Origin of the sequence: Cellvibrio sp. PSBB006 (genome assembly GCF_002162135.1) — a bacterium.
In the GTDB taxonomy this organism is placed as follows: domain Bacteria; phylum Pseudomonadota; class Gammaproteobacteria; order Pseudomonadales; family Cellvibrionaceae; genus Cellvibrio.
Genome location: NZ_CP021382.1, coordinates 5,019,119 through 5,038,220 on the forward strand (window position 1 = coordinate 5,019,119; position 19,102 = coordinate 5,038,220).

The window sequence follows — 19,102 nt, forward strand, 5'->3', positions numbered from 1 at the left end:
ACTTTTTCTTTTTTGGCCCGACGCATGTTAACCGACCAGCTCAAGCAACAGATTCAGCGCGCTTACAGCCAGTTTCTGGAAAGCAAGGGTATGAAATCGCGTTATGGCCAGAAATTGATGATCGCCGAAATTGCCCGCACGCTCGGCGCCATTGCATTGGATGATGAAAATCGCCGTACCACATCGGGGCATATTTGCGTTGTGGAAGCGGGAACCGGTACCGGAAAAACCGTTGCGTATCTCTTGCCTGCCATTGCCATCGCTAAAGCGATGGGAAAAAAATTGGTCGTATCCACCGCAACCGTCGCCTTGCAGGAACAAATTGTTAACAAGGACCTGCCTGAACTACTGCGCCACAGCGGCTTATCATTTAATTTTGCGCTGGCCAAAGGGCGCGGCCGTTATTTGTGTTTGAGCAAGTTGGATAACCTGCTCAATGAATACGAAAGCGGTATGAATCCCACGCGCGCTTTGTATGAAGATGAATTACCCAGCATTAATGCGCAGGCAATTAAACTCTACCAAACGATGATGGACGCCTTGGCGGGCAATCGCTGGAATGGCGAGCGCGACACCTGGCCCCAAGCCCTCGAACAAAACGAATGGCAGATTATTACCACCGATCACCGGCAATGCACCGGGCGCCGTTGTTCCAATGTATCGTCCTGCAGTTTTTTTCGTGCGCGGGATTCTCTGCACAGCGTGGATTGCATTGTCACCAATCACGATCTGGTACTTGCTGATTTAGCCTTGGGTGGCGGTGCCATCCTGCCCGACCCGGCGGACAGTATTTATGTGTTCGATGAAGGTCATCATTTACCCCAAAAAGCCTTGTCACATTTCTCCCATCACAGCCGCGTGTCGTCCACCAGCAAATGGCTGGATCAATGCAACAAAACTCTTGGAACCATGTTGGGTAATATCAGCGGTGCAGGCAATGTGGATCGCTACGCGGAGCAATTGCCCGCTGCATTGATGGATTGCAAACAGGAACTGGATCGTATCTATCCGCAACTGGAAGTGCTCGCACAAAGCATCGCCTTTGATGATCGACAGTCGCACTACCGTTTTCCCAATGGCGTTATTCCCCAGGATTTGTTGATCCCCGCCGTGGAATTACAACGCAGCTTTAGCCGGCTGGCGGAACTCTTGGCCAAGATGACCGAAGAACTCAGTGAAGCGATGGAAGATCCGCACTGCCCTGTGCCGAAGATCGACCTGGAAAATCATTTTCCTGTGGTGGGCACCTGGCAAGCCCGCGCGGAAGCCAACCGCGAACTTTGGGCCAGTTACGCTGCGCCGGACAATGCCAACAGTGTTCCCAAAGCGCGTTGGCTGACACCGGTGGATCACACCGGGTCCATGGATATCGAAGTCTGTTCCAGCCCTATCCTGGCGGCGCGGACACTGGAGTACAGTCTGTGGGAAAAATGCTGCGGTGCAGTGGTCACCTCGGCCACGATGACCGCACTGGGTCGCTTTGATCGCTACCGTATGCGTGCAGGAACACCACCGGATGCCAATTATCAAGTGGTGCCGAGTCCCTTTGATTTTTCCAGTGCCACCTTGGAAATTCCTGCATGCGCGGTGGATGCGAGCAACGCCGATGCACATACCTTATCCCTGATTGAACATTTACCCGAATTACTCGACAAAGATGAAGCGACACTGGTGTTATTTGCATCGCGTCGTCAGATGCTGGATGTTTACGAAGCGTTACCGGAAAGCTGGCGTACACGTATATTGCTACAGGGCGATAGTTCCAAACAGGAAATGTTGACGCAGCATCGCAAACGAATTGATGCGGGCGAGGGCAGTGTCTTGTTTGGTCTTGCCAGTTTTTCCGAAGGCGTGGATTTACCCGGTGATTATTGTCGTCATGTCGTCATCGCCAAATTGCCCTTCGCGGTGCCCGATGATCCGATTGAAGCCTCGTTATCGGAATGGGTAGAAGCGCGCGGCGGCAATCCCTTTATGGAGATCACCGTGCCGGATGCCTCTTTAAAATTGGTGCAGGCCTGCGGCCGTTTACTGCGGACAGAAACCGATACCGGAAAGATCACTCTGCTGGATCGCCGTATTGTCACCAAGCGTTACGGCAAAGCCATATTGAATTCACTGCCGCCGTTTACGCAAGTAGTGCATCGCTAATTCGCGGTTTACCTACAGTTCCGGCTTTACCCGCAAACAGGAACCAACATGAGTCAACATATTGCCCTGGCTGAAATTCTTATTGATCTCGAAAAAGAGTTGCGCGAACTGCGCCTGTGGGAAGCTGAATCACCCTCTGCGGAAGCCTTGGCAAGCGTGCAGCCTTTTGCGGTTGATACATTGAGTTTTTCTCAATGGCTACAGTTTATTTTTATCCCGCGTTTATACGATTTGATTGAAGCGCGTGACGCCTTGCCGGTCAATTGCGGTGTTGCACCCATGGCAGAAGAATATTTCCAACCCCTGGGATTAAACACCGCCAACCTGATTAATCACCTGCGCCGCATTGATGTGCTCTTGACTCGCTAGTAGGTTATTGCGCTTGCGCCCGCCAACCGGTTTCCAGGCTGCTCCACATTTCCTCAAACTGCATTTGTTCATATTCACTGAGCACGTTGTACTGTTCATCGGTCAAGATTGAACGAGCTTCGCGTAAATAATTTTCCTTGTACTGATTCAATGCATCCTGCATTTTTTTCTCTGCATTGGCGCGCTCTTCCGGCGACGCATTGTTGAGGTAAGCAGTCGCTTCCTGTAACTGGGTATTGAAATTTTTCTTGTGTTCCAGTTTGGTTATCAACAGCGCGCGCTGGTTATCGTTGCTCAGGCTGTTTCGGCCGCCGAGCTGCTCATAGAAGCTATTCATCTGGTGCTGCTCATAACTCGAATCTTTGAGCAATTCATACTCTTGGGCTTCTTCCGGGCCGAGCAGGTCAGCGATGCGCCCATCGATTTCCGCTAACAGTTCCTGTTGTTGCCGAATACTGTCTTCGATTTCTTTCTGGCTGGAGTGGTAACCAACGGTGCTGGTGCCCAACACGCGCTCCCGATCCACTAACAATTGACGCAGTTTTTCTTCATCTTCGTGAGGCAATGAAAGGCCGGGAAATATAATGGAATATTTTTGATCCACTGCCCGCGTAAGGCTTGAATCGCGTATTTCAGCAAAGGATTGCAGGCTGGTGCTGCCATCCACCACTTTTTGCGGTAAACCCTGGCCAGGCTGCTTGGTTGTGGGAGAGGTGTTGCTGTTGTGGTTAAAAACCAGAAACTGTTCGAGATTCTCGATTTGCCGCAAATAGTCTAGCTTTTGTTCTTCTAACTGTTGTGAATGCAATTGCTCCTTGTGCAACAACTCGTCTTTCAGGGTGGTGTGATCCAGATATAAATCGACATAGCGCAGGCCCAGAATAGCCAGCGCCAGAGCCAGTACACCAATTATTATTTTCATGGCTGCGTACTCTCGGGTTGGTTGATTTTTTCACGGAGCCAGGAATTATTATTTGGCTGACTCCGGTTAACGCGCTCTCTTTTTATCGTTTCGGGCATGCGCTTGCATGCCCTCACGGTTACATCTTTTCCATGACGTCAATACCCAGCAAACCCAAACCTCTCTCAATAGTTTGGGCAACCAGGTGACACAAACGCAGACGACTGTTGCGCACATCGGCTTCTACGCCTTCTTTTAAAATCGGACAGGCTTCGTAGAAACTCATGTACAAACTGGCGATGTCATACAGGTATGTGCACAGCAGGTGTGGCAATGCTTCTTTTGCGACCTGATCCAATACTTCGCTGAATTGCAGCAGTTTTATGCCCAACATCTTTTCCTGGTCCGTGCCGACAATAATCTCGCCGGTCAGAGCCGTCGGCGCAATCTCTGCCTTGCGGAAGATACTTTGCACGCGGGTATAAGCATATTGCAAGTATGGCGCAGTGTTGCCGTCAAAACTGAGCATGGCGTCCCAGTTAAAAATATAGTCGTTGGTGCGCGTCTTACTCAGGTCTGCATATTTCACCGCGCCGATACCGACTTTCCGTGAAATCTCTGCCACCTCAAGGTCACTCAGTGTCGGATTCTTTTCTTTCACCAGTGCAGCGGCGCGCTCGACTGCCTCAGTCAACAGCTCGGCTAATTTAACGGTACCACCGGTGCGGGTTTTAAACGGCTTACCATCGGAACCCATCATGGTACCGAAGGCCAAGTGTTCGAGGCTTACGTCATCGCTGACAAAACCTGCCTTGCGCGCGATGGTAAATACCTGTTGCATATGGAGCGACTGACGCGCATCGATAAAATACATAATGCGCTTGGCATGCAAGGTATTGGCGCGATAGCGCAGTGCAGCGAGGTCGGTGGTGGCATACAGAAAACCACCACCCTGTTTTTGAATAATGACCGGGGACGGATTTCCATCCTTGTCAGCCAGCTCCGGCAAGAAAACAACTTGCGCTCCATCGCTTTCCACCGCCAGACCTTGCTCCTGCAAAGCCTTTACCAGCGGCGCAAGATCAGCGTTATAAAAACTTTCGCCGCGTACATCGGCATCGGTGAGGGTAACATTCAGTTGTTGATAAATTTCTGTGCTGTGATGCAATGAAACCGCTTTAAACTGCTGCCAGAGTTTGAGAATGTCGGCATCGCCGGATTGCAAGCGCACCACATAATCACGGGCTTTATTGGCGAAACCTTCATCTTCATCGAAGTGCTTCTTGGCCTGTTGATAAAAAACTTCAAGGTCTTTCAGTGCCATACCGGCTTCACGGTCACTGCCTAATTGTTCTTCCAGTTCGGCAATCAACATGCCGAATTGCGTGCCCCAATCACCGACGTGATTTTGGCGAATCACCTTATGCCTCTGAAACGCCAGCAGTCGCGCAAGTGCATCGCCAATGATGGTCGAACGCAAATGGCCTACGTGCATTTCTTTGGCGAGATTTGGGCCGGAATAATCGATAACCACAGTCTGGGGCGTTTCAACAGGTGCTATCTTCAGGCGCGGATCGGCTTCCGCCAATGCCAGTTGCTGTGCCAGCCATTCCGGCTTGAGATCAATGTTGATAAAACCTGGACCAGCGACCTCCACCTTGGCAGCGATATCATCCAGCTGCAGCTCAGCCACGATGCGGGCGGCCAGTTCGCGCGGGTTGGTACCCATCATCTTGGCGGCGCCCATGGCACCATTGGCCTGATAGTCGCCGAAACCGGCCTTTTTGCCGGGGGCAATCACGGCAGGGAGTTCAGCGGGAATGCCACAGGCAAGCATGGCCTGGTGGACTTTATGGTTCAATAATTCGCGGATATTCATAGCATCCCGGATGTCAGCAAAAGAAACAGGGCGGAATTGTACCTGCGGCGCTTGGAGGGTGTCATCTATCTGTTTTGTGGTTGTATCGCAGAACACCGCCACGCAGCTGACTATACTCTTATCTCTTCATCATCATGTTCAGGGAGTTTTTATGACCAGTATTACCAGTGACTGCCCTCAGTTAGAGGTTAATCTGCACGAGCGGGTGCTGACGGTGCGATTTAATCGGCCGGAGCGAAAAAATGCGTTGTCGCTGGCCATGTACGCCGCAGCTGCCGATGCCCTGCAAAAAGCGGATGTCAGCAGTGAGGTGCGGGTGATTGTCATTACCGGAGCAGGCGAGTGTTTCACCAGTGGCAACGATCTGGTGGATTTTATGAATGAGCCTGAGATTCATGAGAACCATTCGGTAGTGCGTTTTATGCGTGCCCTACAGCATACCGCCAAGCCGGTGATTGCATCAGTGCGCGGCCCGGCGATCGGTATTGGTACTACTCTGCTGTTGCATTGCGACCTGGTATTCGCCTCTGATAATGCGCGTTTACAGTTGCCCTTTGTTAATCTGGGGCTGTGTCCCGAATACGCCGCCAGTTATTTATTACCGTTGATGTTAGGTCATGCAAAAGCCAGTGAATTGTTATTGCTCGGTGAACCTTTCAGCGCCGCGCAGGCGTTGCAATGGAATATGATCACCGGCGTGGTAGACGATGCTGAGCTGGATGAATTTGTCCTTGCCAAGGCGCAACGACTTGCACAAAAACCACCCGCCGCTGTACGTCGTACCAAGGCTCTGCTCAAGCAAGCACAGTTGCCCGCCGTTGATGCGGCCATCGCTGCTGAATTTGTTGGTTTTGCGGAAGGCTTAGGCTCAGATGAATGCAAGGAAGCCGTGATGGCTTTTTTTGAAAAACGAACGCCGGATTTTTCGCGTTTTGAATAGCCATTTAATATCAAAACCGAATTTGATGCTTATGTTGGATGGCAAACAGATAAGCCTTAAATAACGAAGAATTTGTGTCATGGTTCAAATAAGGATTCAAAAGCGTTAGAGCAAAACAAGCTGAATAAGCCTGCGTAAACACTGTCTTATTATCAGGAATAACTGATTCTGTAGAAGGGTGGTGTTTATGAAAATTCTTAAAGCAGCCTTGTTGAGTGTAGTGTTATTGACTGGCGCCGTCGTGGTATATGGTTGGACGACGGACTGCGAAAATACAGCAGGCATATATGTCAGTTGCACACATGAATAATCTTTTTAATCCTGTTTGATCATGGCGAAATCTGAAAAAGGAAAAGTCATGAATGTAACATTTGATTATGCAGGAAAAGTGGTAGTGATTATTGGCGGCACCAGCGGCATTAACCGTGGTATTGCCGAAGCTTTTGCGCGTGCAGGCGCAAAGGTCGCTGTGGCCAGTCGTACCCAGGAAAAAGTGGACGATACTGTTGCCGCATTAAAAAAACTTGGCGCGGCAGATGCGATGGGCTTCACGGCAGATGTGCGCGAAGCAGCCGCCATTAACGACGGGGTTGCGTCAATCCATAAAGCCTGGGGAGATTTTTCTGTGGTAATTTCCGGTGCTGCCGGAAATTTTCCTGCCTTGGCCACAGGTATGTCTGCCAATGGTTTTCGTTCAGTAATTGAGATTGATTTGCTGGGCACCTTTCATGTCATGCAAGCCGTTTACCCTTACCTGCAAAAACCCGGCGCAGCCATCATCAATATTTCAGCTCCACAAGCCATTATCCCCATGCCCGCACAATCCCACGTCTGCGCCGCCAAAGCCGGCGTCGACATGATTACGCGTACCCTCGCACTTGAATGGGGTGGCGAAGGTATTCGCATCAACTCCGTCATTCCTGGCCCTATCGACGGTACCGAAGGCATGAAACGCCTCGCTCCTACGGAAGCTGTACGTCACGCTGTAGTGAACTCAGTTCCCTTAAAACGCATGGGTACGCCGCAAGATATTGCTAACGCCTGTTTATTTCTTGTATCGGACATGGCGAGCTACATTACGGGCGCTATCGTGCCGGTGGACGGCGGTTGGGTACAAGGCGGGGTAGCGATGGTGGGTGCGGGTTTGGGAGAAATGATGAAGAAGAGCTCGCCGAGGTCGTGAGTGGTGCTTCGTAGTTCGTTTGTCATTAGGACTTTTGTTTCGAAAACGCATGAATACATCCCTGTAGCTCCTTCAAGTCGTCCCTGACTTGAAGGTTTCGAAACAAAAGTCCTAACGCCAAACTTGCATTGTGCAAACGTCACCCTCGAAAAAAGATAACTATTGATTAAACAAAAACTCCATCAATGCTTTCTGCGCATGCAAACGATTTTCCGCTTCTTCCCACACAATAGCATTCACATCATCCATCAACTCCGCGCTGACTTCCTTACCGCGATACGCCGGTAAGCAATGCATAAATAATGCATCAGCATTAGCGTGGTTCATCAATTCGCGATTAACTTGGTAGCCAGAGAAAATCAATTCACGCTCTTTCTTTTGTTCTTCCTGACCCATAGACGCCCAAGTATCTGTCACCACCAGGTCGGCACCGGCAACGGCTTCTTGCGGCGTAGCGCAAAGCTTGACGCGGTCGGCGTGGGCCTCTACCAGATCACTACGCGGCGTAAACCCTTTCGGGCAGGCGATGCGCAATTCAAAATCACACAGCGCAGCAGCCTGGATGTAGGTTTTGCACATGTTATTGCCGTCGCCCACCCAGGCAACCACCTTGCCGTTCATTGAGCCACGTTGTTCAACGAATGTCTGGATGTCGGCCAACAATTGGCAGGGGTGAAAATCGTCAGTCAAACCGTTGATGACTGGCACACGGGAGTAGTCGGCGAAGCGTTGCACGGTGTTGTGAGCAAAAGTGCGGATCATCACCATATCCACCATGCTGGAGATGCAGCGCGCTGCGTCCTCAATGGGTTCGCCGCGGCCGAGTTGTGAATCTTTGGTCGATAAAAAAATCGCCTGGCCGCCCATCTGTGCCATACCGGATTCAAAGGAAACGCGGGTGCGGGTGGATGACTTTTCGAAGATCATGCCCAGCACTTTGTTTTTGAATAGCTCGGGCGATTGACCTTTGCGTTGCAGGGATTTGAGTTCTATCGCGCGCTGGATGATGTGGTTGAGCTCATCGCGCGAAATATCGTTGAGAGTTAAAAAATGTCTCGGTGCCTTTGAGGGAACCATAATTGCCTACTCTTCTACGGAGCGCGAAAGAAAAAACCTGCTCGCGCTCTTTCATTACAGTGCGGGATGAAGAACTCCCGCACCTGGTTAAAACTCCGTCACCAGTTCGACCACTTTCGTGACCAGCTCCTCCGCTTCTGCATCAGTCAGGATAAACGTCGGCAGTAAACGAATGGTATTGACGGAAGTTACGTTAATTAGAAGCCCTTTTGCGCGGCCTTTTTCGACCAGCTCAGGGCAGGGTGCATTTAATTCGATACCGATCATCAGGCCCTTGCCGCGAATCTCGACGACTTTGGCATGGCCAGCCAGGGCTGTTTTAAAGTCGGCCAATAATTTTTCGCCCAGGTGTTTGGCCCGTGCAACCAGATTTTCCGCTTTCAGGGTTTCGATCACGGCGATACCGGCGCTGCACGCCAACGGATTGCCGCCAAAGGTCGTACCATGATTGCCCGGTTGCAATACATCGGCCGCTTTACCGGTTGCGAGGCAGGCGCCGATCGGCATGCCGTTACCCAGCCCTTTGGCTGTGGTGACCACATCCGGCAATATGCCGTTGTGCTGAAAGGCGAAATAAGTCCCGGTGCGCCCATTGCCCGTCTGGATTTCGTCCAGCATCAACAACCAATCGTGGGCGTTACAGATTGCGCGCAGTTGATTCAGGTAGTCTGCTGCCGGTACCCGCACACCGCCTTCGCCTTGCACCGGTTCAACCAGTATGGCAACGATATTGGCGTGTTCATCGGTAGCGGCCTTGACGGCGGCGACGTCGTTGTAGGGAACGCGGATAAAGCCTTCCACCAGGGGTTCAAAACCGATCTGGACCTTGCTGTTGCCGGTGGCGCTCAGAGTGGCCAGCGTCCGGCCATGGAAGCTGTTGGCCATGACAATGATGGCAGGGTTTTTCACGCCCTTGTCATTGCCATACTTACGCGCAATCTTGATGGCCGCTTCATTGGCTTCAGCGCCGGAATTGGAGAAAAACGCTTTCTGCATGCCGGATTGCTCGATCAGCAAATCCGCCAGCCGCTGTTGTTGGGGAATGTTGTACAGGTTGGAGACGTGCAGCAGGGTAGCCGCCTGCTGGCTAATGGCAGCTGTGACCGCCGGATGGGCGTGACCCAGGCCACACACGGCAATACCGCTGATGGCATCCAGATAGGATTTGCCTTGATCATCCCACACTCGGCTACCCACGCCCTTGGTCAGGGTCAGGGTTCTGGTGCCGTATGTGTTCATCAGCGTTGCCATCACAGTCTCCACGCAAAAGTACCAAAAACAAAACCGCCAAAAGCCCGTTACAAGAGCGGGCTTTTGTCAGGCGAAATGGGATATAAACCAGAGAGTCTAAAACAAAACAGGCAGCATCTGGGCTGCCTGCGGGAAAGACTAAGGCGGCAATAGTATAAGCAAATGGCCGGATTGGCAAATCGCCGGTCAGGAATTCAGGTCGGATTTTTGCGCAATAATCGAGGGGTGACATTTCGCGGATTGGCTTTTAGACTTGCCTGCTCGCGGGGCAAGGGATCTTGTGCCGTTTGATCATTCACAATCTGTCAAGGAAGGATAACCATGTCACCCTTATTTCCCATCCCCTTATTCTGTTGTCGTATCTTCTATAGCGGTCTGCTACTTGCGCTGTTCGTCTCATCGGCATTGGCTGATGCTCCAGCCTTACTCCTCGCCAAGGTTTACAGCGATCAGACCGACCTGAATAATTATTGGGTCAGCGAAAAGTTGGATGGTGTTCGCGCCTACTGGGATGGACAGCAGCTCATCTCCCGTCAAGGCAATCGATTTGCGGCGCCAGCCTGGTTCACTGCCGGTTTTCCGGATGAGCCGCTGGACGGCGAGTTATGGATGGGGCGCGGTACATTTGACGTGCTGTCAGGCACCGTGCGCCAGCAAACGCCGGATGATGACCAATGGCGCAAGGTCCATTACATGGTGTTTGATATGCCAATACCGGACCTGACGTTCGATGAGCGCCTTGCCCGGTTGACGCAGTTGATTGCCGCGCAGGGCCTTCCTCATTTGCAACTGGTTGAACAATATAAAGTCACTGATCGGGCGACCTTGATGCAGGATCTGGAGCGAGTCGTTGCACAGGGCGGTGAAGGGCTGATGTTGCATCGCGGTGCGTCTTTATACCGCGCCGCCCGTTCGGATGATTTGTTAAAACTCAAGACATACGAAGACGCTGAGGCCGTGGTGATTGCCCATCTGCCCGGCAAAGGAAAATACGAGGGCATGATGGGTTCCTTGTTGGTGGAGATGCCGAACCGTCGTCGCTTTAAAATCGGCACCGGCTTCAGCGATGCACAACGCGCCGATCCGCCACCCATCGGCAGCACAATTACTTATAAGTATTTCGGTAAAACCAACAGCGAGTTACCGCGCTTTGCCAGTTTCCTGCGCGTGCGCGATGAACTCTGATGGTATGAAACTCTCGCTTAATATTTTATGGCGCTTCAAATTTCATGGGCTTTGTTATATGCCAGGTCATTCTTTTTATAAAACACATTACCCGGCGGCTGGATAAAAAAGCCTTGAAAGAGCGTTACACCCAGCTGCCATAACGCAGCCAGATGGCGGGCGTCTTCAACGTGTGTGGCGATGACCCGGCTTTCTTGCGTTCGCGCGGCTGCAATCAGTTGCGCGATGCGTTCCTCATGTTTTGCCAGTTCCCCGGTCAATCCGGTAGAGAGGCGAATGTAGTTAAACACGAGGTCGTCGAGAAGATGCAGTGCCTCGGGTGACTCACCGGCGCGGGCCAGACAAACACCGCATTGTGCATCCTGCAAGGCTTTCACCAAGGTGCGAGCTGCGGAGGCTTCGGCGATAACCCAGGACTCTTCCAAAATAAACACGATACGTCGATTGCCGCGCAAGCGCGTGTTGCGCATCAGATTGGTCGCGAAGGAGAAAAATAATTTCTGTTGCAGTGTGTGAGCCGAAAGATGCAAAAACAGAGTGGCGCTTTCCCGCGTGCTGCTGTCGGCCATCATGGCGTTAACGGCGCTTTGTAAAATCCAGCGATCCAGCTCCACCAGTAATTTGGGGTTTTCAATACGGTGTAAAAAATTTGCTGCCGAGATGAGTTCACCATCCTCCCGTCGCCAACGCACTAACACGTCATAATGATTGATGTCATTGTTTTCGAGATTCACCACGGGTTGATAGGAGAGCGCCAATTTATCCAAAGGCAAGGTGTCAGTAATGTCAATCTGCGGTTCGCTGATGGTGCTGGCTCCTGTAGCCGGTTGTTCTGTGTTGTCAGCCAGTGCGGCGAGATGACTTGCTACGCCTTTATCACCGGACTGCTGCGCGGATTCGTGGGCCTTCTCCGCCTGGAAAATGACATCGTTGACATTGAGATTTGTGGAATTTAAATAGGCAACTCCAATGCAAATGTGCAACTCGCGATCTTCGCCTTGAACGGTGTAGGGTTCCGCGGTGAGACGCTCAATAATATGCCGGGCTCGTTGTTGGTGGTGTTCGGTTGTGCGTGCCGATACCAACACGCAGGCAGTCAGATTGGCAATGGCTGCCCATTGCTCCTGGCTGCCGATCACGTTGGCCAGGCGTTCACAAAAAGCGTCGTGTAATTCGGCCATGCCGGAATAGCCATAGGTTTTATCCAACTTTTCCAATTGATCAACGCTGATGTAATAAACCGCCGCAGATTGCGTTGAGGTTTGCGCGCGTTGTAATTCGTTTTCAATGGCCGCAAACAGGAAGTGACGGGTAACCTGATGATTGTCGCGTTTGCGAATAACGTGCTCGATACGACTTTTGAGCAACTGGGTATTGTGCAGCGCCGTTTGGCATTCCTGTACCAACATCGCGGGCTCAACAGGTTTTGTCAGTAATCCATTAACCCCCAGCGCCTGTATGCGCTCATGCACTTTTTCGGAATGATCAGCCGTTAAAAAAATAATCGGCAACAGCGTAAACAGCGGCTCCTGGCGTAACAGGGTCGCCAGCTCGACACCGTTGATGTCAGGCATATGCATATCCAGAATCATCAGCGCCGGTTTGAATTGCGCGGCGCGCTGGAAGGTTTGCATGGCCTGGTTGACACACATCACTTCCATACCCTGGTTGCGCAAAATACCGGCGTGGAATTCTGCTACTGCCTGATCATCATCAACAATCATGACGCGATGAACCGGTTCGTGTTGTTCGATCGTGGCCAACAATGTTTTTACCAGCACTGGAAAATCCAGCGGTTTGGTCAGATAACCGGCGCCGCCTGCGCGTAAAGCTTGCAAGCGTGCATTGAGGTCGCTGCGCGAAGAAATCAGGATCACCGGTATCCCTTCTCCGACGCGTTGGTGAATGTCCTGCAAGGCGGTGATGCCCGGCATTGGATTGGCAAAGCGGCCTTCGGTTGGAAAAAGCAAATCCATCAAAACCGCATCAGGCAGTTCCTGTTCCAATTGCTGCATACAACTGGCTGGCGACTCAAACGTAGTGACCTCAAAGCCGGCACTGCGCAAGTAAACGGCCAACAGGGCGGAGAGAGCCGTATCATCATCCACGATAAATATTTTTTTATTGTGTCCTTGTTTAACCGGCTCGGCAGATTGTTGCACGGGCACCTGTTGTGATATATCAGCCGCAGTGCGCAAGAGATTCGTCAATGCAGCAATATGCTCATCGATCACCTTGCGCTCCATACCTCCGATAAGTTGAGCGGGGTTTTGATGTTCCGTTAAATAACTTTCAAGCTGTCTGGCCGCGTGGCTGATGGCAGGAAAACCAAAGGTGTCCCCTGAACCTGCTAACTGGTGTGCCAGGTGTTGCAACGCGCGGAGCCCCTGATCGCTCCACTTCAGGTAACGCAACATACTCCAGAGTTCGCTGATCTGGCTGGCGCGCTCGGTGAGATTGGCGATGTATTTGCTGCGCAATAACTGAAACTCTTTAGCAAATGTATCAGGCATCCTATTGATCTCATGGTTTGTTGGTCAGACAGAAGCATGTGTGTCGGAAACTCGCCGGCACGCATAGCATGCCAGTTGATACTGTGGCATGTAAGGCGAGAAATAATTTCATCGCGTAAAAGTTTGCAAACCCAAGCGCCAGTTTTCTTATCCCTGTGAGACTATTCGGCACATTCAGTGTTCTTACGCATCGAATATTTTTAATCCTCACCTGACAATGTAATTTTGCGTGTCAATGTTCATATAGGGAGAATTATGCGTTTCTATAACCTTGCCATACTCTTGCCAGGTTTGTTCGTTTCAGTACCGAATGTCTGGGCAGAAAGCGCCGGAACCCTTGAGACGCTGGTTGTTACAGGCTCTCCTGCGATGCCACTGGCTTCCAGTACCGTGGAGCTTGCCACTCGCGATCAATTACCCGGCTTGCGTATTGATAGTGCCGAAATCTTGCAAGGATTGCCTGGCGTGCAAGCAGACAGCCGCTCCAACTACGCCCAGGACACGCGCGTTACCTTGCGAGGTTTTGGTGCGCGTTCGGCATTCGGCGTGCGTGGTATCGATTTATCGGTGGATGGCGTTCCGCTATCCACACCGGACGGGCAAGGACAATTGTCCAGCGTGCTGTTGGATGAAATTACCTCCGTCGGGGTGTTACGCGGCCCAGTGGCCGGCCTTTATGGCAACGGTGCTGGCGGTGTGATCGCATTGCAAACCAGCGCTCCGGATCAGACGAGGCTTGGCACCCGATTGTCAGTGGGCGAAGATAATTTGACGCGGCAATCGGTCACGGGTCAGTGGCGCGACGGCAACAGGGGCGCGCGCATACAAGCCGCCAATCTGGAGACTGACGGTGATCGCCCCCATGCCAGTGCCGAACGTCGCCATGCCGGTGCGCAGGTCTATTACACCAGCGACAGTGGCATCGACGCTGTGTTACGTCTGGACACGAGTCGCGATCCCTCGCTGCAAGACCCTTTGGGCCTGACGGAAGCGCAATGGCGGGAAGATCCTCACGAACTGAATCCCATGGCTGAACTGTTTAATACACGTAAAGAAATAACCCATCGCCAGGTCTCTTTAACGCTGCGTCAACAGCGCGGAGAGGGGCGCTGGCAAACCGCGTTCTGGCAAGGGAGTCGGGATGTCGTTCAGTATCTCGGATTTGCCGGCGATGCAATCACCAGTGCGGGTGGTGTGGTTGATTTGCAGCGCGATTTCGCTGGAGCAAATGGCAACTACAATCGCGACTTCCAATTTTTAGCGCAGCCGGCGACCTTTACCCTGGGCGCTGAAGTGTCGCAAATGGAAGATCGGCGACGAGGCTATATCAATCAATTCGGTGTGGCCGGTGACTTGCGGCGCGATGAGTTGGGTGAGGCGGTCAGTCGGGATATATACAGTTTGTTGCAGTGGCAGCCTGCCACACGCTGGCAGGTTTTTGGGGGTGTGCGTCATAGCGATGTTGATTTCGATGTGGATGATTATTTCATCGTAACCGGCAACCCCGATGACAGCGGTGAAAAAAAATTCGCGGAATGGTCTTCTGCCTTCGGTGTGAATTTTTTACTGGATGAACACTGGACTTTCTTTGCCAGTGCAGGGCGCGGATTTGAAACGCCGACGCTCACCGAAACCGCTTATCGCAATGAGGCTACTGGCCTGAATACAGCGCTTGATGCTGCGGACAATCGCCAGCAAGAAGTGGGACTAAAATATCGCGCGGTTGAAGGTGTTTCAGTCGATGTCACCGTGTTCAATATCGACAGCAAAAATGAAATTGTGGTTGATCAATCGCTCAATGGCCGAACAACTTACCGTAACGCTGCCGAAACCGAGCGACGCGGTGTTGAGTTAGCGAGCGATATTCCGTTAGCGGATAGCTGGTCATTACGCGTAAGCATGAACTACCTGGATGCCGAATACAGCGGTGGCGATGTTGATGGTAATAACCTGCCCGGTGTGGCGAAGGAAAATCACTACACGCAATTGCGTTGGCAACCGTTACTGGATGAACGCTTGACGCTGTCGCTGGCCGCTCGACATCGCGCGCGGGTTGCGGCGAGTGATGATAATCAAACCTTTGCGCCCTCATCGACAACGGCGGATATTGCGCTAAGCAGTCAAATCCCCTGGGAAAATTGGGATATGGGTGCCTGGATAAAACTGGCGAATCTTACCGACGAAAAATATGTGGGTTCAGTGATTGTTAACCAAAATAATGGGCGCGCATTTGAACCCGCACCGGGGCGTAACTTTAGTGCGGGTATTGATGTGGCTTATAAGTTTTAATATCGCGCGCTAGACAGCGCGCCCCTTCACCAAAACTTTGCTCAAGGCAGCCTGCGTAAATTCATTCACCTTCTGTTGCAGTTTCAGGAAGATGGAGCGAATAAATTCCCGGGTAAGCTCAGCGGCCTTGAGTACTTTTTTCATACCCAGGATTTCCATCATTTTCTTGATCAGGTTCAGTACCAGTGAAGAAAAATTTTCTGAAACATCAATGCCTTTCTTCAACACATAAGCCAGTTGGTCCATCAGTGTAAATGAGGTGCCGAAAGTCCCCGAGATTGCCCAGGCAACACCCTTCAGGCATTTCTTTAACACATACACGAGAGCCTGGTTTAACCACTCCAATGCCGTAATGGTTAATCCGATTGGAGATGTGGATTTAAGCCAGCGAACAATACCGTCATCGCTTTTTCTTTCTGACTCCAGTGCGGCGAGGGTGGGCCAGGATTTGTTCCTGACAGAATCAATGTAGTGATTCATTCCATGATATTCAGCCATTGGCACTATGCCGGGCGATGGAAGGTAATAATCCTGGCCTGCATTTGGTGTGTGGATAAAGGGCCATATTGGAATGCAGGGAACGATATCCGTTTTATGATAGGCGCGGAATATACGTTCAGCCCCAATGCTGCTTGTACAGAAATCAGCGAAACCGTATAGCCCAACTCGAGGACTGCCGAAGGTATAAATGTAAGGCTTAATCTTATACCCACTCTTGATCCAGTCACCGCAAAGAGTCGCTAACGCACCTCCGAGGCTGTGACCAATACAATGAATGTGAGAAATATTGTTTTTCGCAACAATTGCCATGAACTCTTTCAGTTTAGGTTCCATGGTAAAGAAAGCATTCTTAAACCCATCGTGAACAGGTTGCCCGGACGGCGAGCGAGAAACGCTGATATTGAGGTTGGTAAGCCAGTCAGCTAAATATTGGGTGCCACGGAATAGGAAAAAGGCATGGCCTTTTAATGTGCCTTGTCCTAATAAGGTAAAACCAAAAGCCGTGCGGCATTTTATAAACCAGGGGCCTCCTGTTTTTGCTTTCAATAAATTCTGCTCTGAGAAACTGAAGACCTCACCGTATTCTCCATTTAAATAAGTGACGGCATCTTTCAGGGAGGAAAGTCGGGTCAGGGAGTAAACATCGTCCGCTAATCTTGCTGCCTGGAACGCTGTGAGTTCAGCCATTTCAAAATACCTTTTCGATTGGGTCTGGTTCGACATCCCATGTGCATAAACTGATGATGGGTGAGTTGTTGACTTTGATCATCTTCTCTTCAGCATGTAATTCACACGCGACCACCAGGGGTTTTCCGCGTGATTCGGTATTCTCTTCCGGCTTGCGTTTCACGCCGCGCCATATCGAATAGGACTGATCACCATGAAACACCGTGATGTCCTGAGATGCGGCAAATTCCTGGGGTAAATATTTGGCGATGGTTCGTTCAAACATCGGAGGAAGAGAGAAACGTCCCCGCTCATCGGTAGTGGTCTCATCCTGCTTTTCGCCATCCCGATCTGCCTTGCGCACAACCCGCGCATTAGCGACCGGCTCACCATCCAACGTGATCACACCGGAGATACCGGAAAATAAACATACCTTGCCTGCATCCGTTAAGCTCATGCCAAACACCCCACTAGCCATCATAGAAAGTGATAACACCACAATATGTAAAATACGTGAATTGCTCACATTGCCACCACCGAAAATTCATCGGATAAGAATGCCGTGTCAGATTAATAAACAAACTGACTGACGTGAAGATTCTGCATTGTCTGCCAGGATCGTGGCAAAGGTAAGTCTGATCTGCTGAGAAATGTGATATTTTTCACAGCCGAAGGAGGCAAAGTGGCGGGCGAGGCGTTAATGGGAGAGCTGGCCGCTGCATGGCAGCGGCCGCAGGTGGTTATGGCATAGCCTGAATAAAGTCATGCCATTTTTTTTGCCAGAGGATTGCCCAGCCTGGTGTTGATGTGCCTTGGCCAGCGGGTTTCAGGTGGGAATGACGCGCGTGAATACTGGAGAGCAAATCGATTTGGTCCGGTTCTACATCGACGAAAAGAATGTGTTTTCCCTCTTTTAATGCCGCCTCAAAATGACGTAATTCATGGTGGGGAACATGCATACCGAAGAGGCCGCCTTCCCAGGTACAAAAAACCCCAGGCAACAAGGGCTAACAACAGGAAGGGTGCCCAATGTACGCGGGCGGCAATACCGGAAAAATGAGCCGCTAGCAGGATGAGAAGGGCGGCGATGAAACCAATCAATGCCCCCCACAGTGCTGAATGAACCACGTCCCGTTTCATAAACTCTTGTACATTGTGGAGGTGGCGCTGTTCTATGCCGGCATCATCATGGCTAAATACATGAATTTGCGGTTTAGCAATCCCCGCCATTTCAAGTTCGTGTTCCACTTGTGCAAGATCATCAAGGTCATCGCTGATGTAGTAAAAGCGCTTCATACATCCTCCTTCGGGGGATTGTGGTTATTGTGCGACTTCAGACAACGGCGATCTGAGTACTGAAATAAACGGATCGTAAACACTAGGACTCATTATAAAACGCAAATATTCCGCGTTAGGGTGTTCCCGGTAGAATAAGAACTTCTAACAAAAAATGACTAAAGACGAATAATTTATGTATCAACAGTCGACTGCGCAGCTACATGAGCATTTTTGCTACCGGGTAGATCGAGTGGGGCAGGAGGGTGAACCTGTCCTGGTGATTGATAGTTTTCTCGCAAACGCTGAAAGCCTGGTGGATTATGTCGCCCGTTTTGGTCAATTTCGATTGGCGGGTCCGGGCTATCCCGGGGTGCGTTCGCCAGCACCAGATAAATATCTGTCTGCGTTTCGCCAGTTGCTTGGTGATTTGATTTATCGCACTTTCAATTTGAACGAAGCGCTTATCACTGGCGCTCAAGCAGATTTTTCTATGGTCACGACACCGCCAGAGCATCTGAGGCTTCCACATCGTATTCCACATTATGATTCCAACAAGCGTCCTGAGTTAGCCGCCGTGCATTTTCTGTGTGCCGGGAAGCAAGGTGGCACAGCGTTTTATCGACACCGACGCACCGGGTATGAATTTGTCGATGATAAACGCCTTGCGCATTATCGAGAGACCTTGGAGTCAGAGGTAAAACAACAAGGCGAACTGCCTGCCCGTTATATGAATGGCAGCAACAATTTGTTTGAACAGATAGCGGCGTATGATGCGGTATTCAACCGTATCCTCATCTATCCTTGCACCAGCCTCCACTCCGGCAATATCCCCGAAGATTTTGCCTTTAACCCTGATCCGCGCAGCGGACGTTTGTCCATTAACACGTTTATTTTTTGTCGGGATTAATTCCGCCTTATT

The 19,102-nt window shown here is 51.1% G+C and carries 17 protein-coding genes; 8 read left to right on the forward strand and 9 right to left on the reverse strand.

All coding sequences use genetic code 11. The features are described from left to right. The first annotated feature begins 24 nt into the window (after positions 1–24). Positions 25–2,151 (forward strand): ATP-dependent DNA helicase DinG, encoded by a 2,127-nt coding sequence (gene dinG, locus CBR65_RS20905; protein WP_087468660.1) that lies wholly within the window; start codon positions 25–27, stop codon positions 2,149–2,151. Between the two features lie 48 nt (positions 2,152–2,199). Beyond that, positions 2,200–2,520 carry a YqcC family protein gene (locus tag CBR65_RS20910; protein WP_087468661.1) on the forward strand — a complete coding sequence of 107 codons (321 nt, stop codon included), beginning with the start codon at positions 2,200–2,202 and terminating at the stop codon, positions 2,518–2,520. Positions 2,521–2,524: 4 nt separating this feature from the next. Here CBR65_RS20910 and CBR65_RS20915 read toward each other — a convergent pair whose 3' ends face one another. Together CBR65_RS20915 and argS are read right to left on the reverse strand one after the other, a co-directional pair. Then, positions 2,525–3,442 carry a hypothetical protein gene (locus CBR65_RS20915; RefSeq protein ID WP_087468662.1) on the reverse strand — a complete coding sequence of 306 codons (918 nt, stop codon included), beginning with the start codon at positions 3,440–3,442 and terminating at the stop codon, positions 2,525–2,527. Between the two features lie 118 nt (positions 3,443–3,560). Then, complete coding sequence (gene argS / locus CBR65_RS20920; protein WP_087469198.1) at positions 3,561–5,300, reverse strand: arginine--tRNA ligase; 1,740 nt, start codon at positions 5,298–5,300, stop codon at positions 3,561–3,563. 151 nt (positions 5,301–5,451) lie between these two features. On the opposite strand from argS, the gene CBR65_RS20925 reads away from it, so the two are divergent. The 3 genes from CBR65_RS20925 (at position 5,452) to CBR65_RS20930 (ending at position 7,423) form a co-directional block, all read left to right on the forward strand. Next, on the forward strand, positions 5,452–6,240 hold the full coding sequence (locus tag CBR65_RS20925; protein ID WP_087468663.1) for an enoyl-CoA hydratase: 789 nt from the start codon (positions 5,452–5,454) through the stop codon (positions 6,238–6,240). Between the two features lie 187 nt (positions 6,241–6,427). Then, a complete protein-coding gene (locus tag CBR65_RS22605) occupies positions 6,428–6,550 on the forward strand; it encodes a hypothetical protein (protein ID WP_255377169.1) in 123 nt (40 codons plus the stop codon). 48 nt (positions 6,551–6,598) lie between these two features. Next, the gene (locus CBR65_RS20930; RefSeq protein ID WP_087468664.1) at positions 6,599–7,423 is read left to right on the forward strand and encodes an SDR family oxidoreductase; all 825 of its coding nucleotides are present in this window, start codon (positions 6,599–6,601) and stop codon (positions 7,421–7,423) included. A 159-nt stretch (positions 7,424–7,582) separates the two neighbouring features. Here the strand turns inward: CBR65_RS20930 and argF are convergent, their stop codons facing one another. Continuing rightward, on the reverse strand, positions 7,583–8,500 hold the full coding sequence (gene argF, locus CBR65_RS20935) for an ornithine carbamoyltransferase (RefSeq protein WP_087468665.1): 918 nt from the start codon (positions 8,498–8,500) through the stop codon (positions 7,583–7,585). A gap of 87 nt (positions 8,501–8,587) precedes the next feature. Next, a complete protein-coding gene (locus tag CBR65_RS20940; protein ID WP_087468666.1) occupies positions 8,588–9,751 on the reverse strand; it encodes an acetylornithine transaminase in 1,164 nt (387 codons plus the stop codon). Between the two features lie 321 nt (positions 9,752–10,072). Between CBR65_RS20940 and CBR65_RS20945 the strand changes: the two genes are divergently transcribed. Beyond that, on the forward strand, positions 10,073–10,936 hold the full coding sequence (locus CBR65_RS20945) for a DNA ligase (protein WP_087468667.1): 864 nt from the start codon (positions 10,073–10,075) through the stop codon (positions 10,934–10,936). Between the two features lie 35 nt (positions 10,937–10,971). Here CBR65_RS20945 and CBR65_RS20950 read toward each other — a convergent pair whose 3' ends face one another. Further along, positions 10,972–13,449 (reverse strand): response regulator, encoded by a 2,478-nt coding sequence (locus CBR65_RS20950; protein ID WP_087468668.1) that lies wholly within the window; start codon positions 13,447–13,449, stop codon positions 10,972–10,974. A 255-nt stretch (positions 13,450–13,704) separates the two neighbouring features. Between CBR65_RS20950 and CBR65_RS20955 the strand changes: the two genes are divergently transcribed. Continuing rightward, positions 13,705–15,738 (forward strand): TonB-dependent receptor domain-containing protein, encoded by a 2,034-nt coding sequence (locus CBR65_RS20955; protein ID WP_087468669.1) that lies wholly within the window; start codon positions 13,705–13,707, stop codon positions 15,736–15,738. Between the two features lie 9 nt (positions 15,739–15,747). On the opposite strand, the gene CBR65_RS20960 is transcribed toward CBR65_RS20955, so the two are convergent. The 4 genes from CBR65_RS20960 to CBR65_RS22375 form a co-directional block, all read right to left on the reverse strand. Further along, positions 15,748–16,926 carry a lipase family protein gene (locus tag CBR65_RS20960; protein WP_157672179.1) on the reverse strand — a complete coding sequence of 393 codons (1,179 nt, stop codon included), beginning with the start codon at positions 16,924–16,926 and terminating at the stop codon, positions 15,748–15,750. A gap of 1 nt (position 16,927) precedes the next feature. Then, positions 16,928–17,362: a DUF6795 domain-containing protein gene (locus tag CBR65_RS20965; RefSeq protein ID WP_157672180.1), complete on the reverse strand. Its 435-nt coding sequence runs from the start codon at positions 17,360–17,362 to the stop codon at positions 16,928–16,930. Between the two features lie 283 nt (positions 17,363–17,645). After that, a complete protein-coding gene (locus CBR65_RS22370) occupies positions 17,646–17,864 on the reverse strand; it encodes a hypothetical protein (protein WP_198300831.1) in 219 nt (72 codons plus the stop codon). Beyond that, positions 17,845–18,201, reverse strand: coding sequence for a hypothetical protein (locus CBR65_RS22375; RefSeq protein ID WP_198300832.1), 357 nt, complete (start codon positions 18,199–18,201; stop codon positions 17,845–17,847). Before CBR65_RS22375 ends, CBR65_RS22370 begins: the two co-directional genes overlap by 20 nt. A gap of 175 nt (positions 18,202–18,376) precedes the next feature. Between CBR65_RS22375 and CBR65_RS20975 the strand changes: the two genes are divergently transcribed. Next, positions 18,377–19,090 (forward strand): DUF6445 family protein, encoded by a 714-nt coding sequence (locus CBR65_RS20975; protein WP_087468672.1) that lies wholly within the window; start codon positions 18,377–18,379, stop codon positions 19,088–19,090. The last annotated feature ends 12 nt before the right edge of the window (positions 19,091–19,102 follow it).

Excerpts from the sequence above, each read along its gene's own strand:
- dinG (WP_087468660.1), top strand. The coding sequence starts at position 25 with ATGTTAACCGACCAGCTCAAGCAACAGATTCAGCGCGCTTACAGCCAG.
- CBR65_RS20910 (WP_087468661.1), top strand. The coding sequence starts at position 2,200 with ATGAGTCAACATATTGCCCTGGCTGAAATTCTTATTGATCTCGAAAAA.
- CBR65_RS20915 (WP_087468662.1), bottom strand. The coding sequence starts at position 3,442 with ATGAAAATAATAATTGGTGTACTGGCTCTGGCGCTGGCTATTCTGGGC.
- argS (WP_087469198.1), bottom strand. The coding sequence starts at position 5,300 with ATGAATATCCGCGAATTATTGAACCATAAAGTCCACCAGGCCATGCTT.
- CBR65_RS20925 (WP_087468663.1), top strand. The coding sequence starts at position 5,452 with ATGACCAGTATTACCAGTGACTGCCCTCAGTTAGAGGTTAATCTGCAC.
- CBR65_RS22605 (WP_255377169.1), top strand. The coding sequence starts at position 6,428 with ATGAAAATTCTTAAAGCAGCCTTGTTGAGTGTAGTGTTATTGACTGGC.
- CBR65_RS20930 (WP_087468664.1), top strand. The coding sequence starts at position 6,599 with ATGAATGTAACATTTGATTATGCAGGAAAAGTGGTAGTGATTATTGGC.
- argF (WP_087468665.1), bottom strand. The coding sequence starts at position 8,500 with ATGGTTCCCTCAAAGGCACCGAGACATTTTTTAACTCTCAACGATATT.
- CBR65_RS20940 (WP_087468666.1), bottom strand. The coding sequence starts at position 9,751 with ATGGCAACGCTGATGAACACATACGGCACCAGAACCCTGACCCTGACC.
- CBR65_RS20945 (WP_087468667.1), top strand. The coding sequence starts at position 10,073 with ATGTCACCCTTATTTCCCATCCCCTTATTCTGTTGTCGTATCTTCTAT.
- CBR65_RS20950 (WP_087468668.1), bottom strand. The coding sequence starts at position 13,449 with ATGCCTGATACATTTGCTAAAGAGTTTCAGTTATTGCGCAGCAAATAC.
- CBR65_RS20955 (WP_087468669.1), top strand. The coding sequence starts at position 13,705 with ATGCGTTTCTATAACCTTGCCATACTCTTGCCAGGTTTGTTCGTTTCA.
- CBR65_RS20960 (WP_157672179.1), bottom strand. The coding sequence starts at position 16,926 with ATGGCTGAACTCACAGCGTTCCAGGCAGCAAGATTAGCGGACGATGTT.
- CBR65_RS20965 (WP_157672180.1), bottom strand. The coding sequence starts at position 17,362 with ATGAGCTTAACGGATGCAGGCAAGGTATGTTTATTTTCCGGTATCTCC.
- CBR65_RS22370 (WP_198300831.1), bottom strand. The coding sequence starts at position 17,864 with ATGCATGTTCCCCACCATGAATTACGTCATTTTGAGGCGGCATTAAAA.
- CBR65_RS22375 (WP_198300832.1), bottom strand. The coding sequence starts at position 18,201 with ATGAAGCGCTTTTACTACATCAGCGATGACCTTGATGATCTTGCACAA.
- CBR65_RS20975 (WP_087468672.1), top strand. The coding sequence starts at position 18,377 with ATGTATCAACAGTCGACTGCGCAGCTACATGAGCATTTTTGCTACCGG.